Raw genomic sequence first — 1,238 nt, 5'->3', positions numbered from 1 at the left:
GTCTCGCCACCTCGCGCTCCACTGCGKGGACGGGGCGCGTTCATACCATCTTTTCTTTACGAGTAAAGAAAAGTGACATCTCACACGTTCCAAAACGGCCAACACCGTACAGCCGCGCCAGCAGCTAGAAGCAGTAAAACCCCACCCCAAAACGCCCCCCAGTCAGCGGGCGACAAGCAATACAAACCGCATACGTGCATACATATCCAATCTGGGCCCGTCCACGCATGGCATATGCACTTCACGCCGGCCTACAATCCCTGTTCCAAGCACAACAGACTTTGCGAACGAATCAGCGGAACGGGACACTAGGGTCCCGTCCTCACGGGAGATCCCATGCATCTCGAAGGTTCCTGCCATTGCGGCGCGGTCAGCTTCAGCCTGGAGTCCGGCTCGCCTTATCCGTTCATGCATTGCTACTGCTCGATCTGCCGCAAGACGGCGGGCGGCGGTGGCTATGCCATCAACCTCGGCGGTGACGCCGCCACGCTGAAGGTTCGCGGCAAAAAGCATATCGGCATCTATCACGCGGTGATGCGCGAGCCGGGCAAGCGCGCGCGCCGCTCGCCGGCGGAGCGGCATTTCTGCCTGAAATGCGGCAGCGCGTTATGGCTCTGGGATCCGCGCTGGCCGGAGCTGGTGCATCCGCAGGCGGGCRCCATCGATACGCCGCTGCCCAAGCCGCCGGAGGTGGTGGAGGCCGCGCTGGATTTTGCCGCGCCCTGGGTCGATGTGCCCAAGGGGCGAGGCCATGTGCACTGCGGCACCTGGCCCTCCGAGTCGCTTGCCGAGTGGCACAGGCGCCGCGGCCTGCAAGGTTAGCCGCGCGCCAGCATGATCCCCGCGGTGGCGATCAGGCACAGAGCAAACGCGGCGCGCAGCCGCCGCTCCGGCATGCGGTGGGCCAGCGCCACGCCCCACGAGATGGTCAGCATGCCGCCGAGCGACAGCGGGATGCCGCTGGCCCAGTCGACATGGCCGGCATGGGCATAGGCGGCCAGCGCCACCACCGCGCCGGGCGTGACCAGCGCCAGCGCCAGGCCTTGCGCCGCCGCCTGCCGGAATCCGAACAGCCCGACCAGGGCCGGCGCCGCCACCACGCCGCCGCCCACGCTGAAAAAGCCCGAGAACGCGCCGCCGACCACGCCCAGCGCCGGAATCCAGCGCGGTGACAGGCGCGCCTGCTGCGCCGTGGCGGCGCGCCCCGGCAGCAGCCGCCAGAGGAAATAGGGAAATAG

2 protein-coding genes are annotated in these 1,238 nt (G+C 67.2%); one reads left to right on the top strand and one right to left on the bottom strand.

What is annotated here, in order from left to right:
• Positions 1-336 precede the first annotated feature (336 nt).
• Entirely contained in the window at positions 337-822 is a 486-nt protein-coding gene (locus AC1DS3_RS38810) for a GFA family protein (protein WP_477129383.1), read from the top strand.
• Here the strand turns inward: AC1DS3_RS38810 and AC1DS3_RS38805 are convergent.
• Positions 819-1,238, bottom strand: a 420-nt coding sequence (locus AC1DS3_RS38805; RefSeq protein ID WP_477129382.1) for a sulfite exporter TauE/SafE family protein, incomplete at its 5' end; no start/stop codon positions are given. The two genes, AC1DS3_RS38810 and AC1DS3_RS38805, sit on opposite strands and share 4 nt — an antisense overlap.

The sequence above is a fragment of the Cupriavidus sp. 01L46 genome, from assembly GCF_056399905.1.
This window is presented reverse-complemented; position numbering and strand designations above follow the sequence as displayed.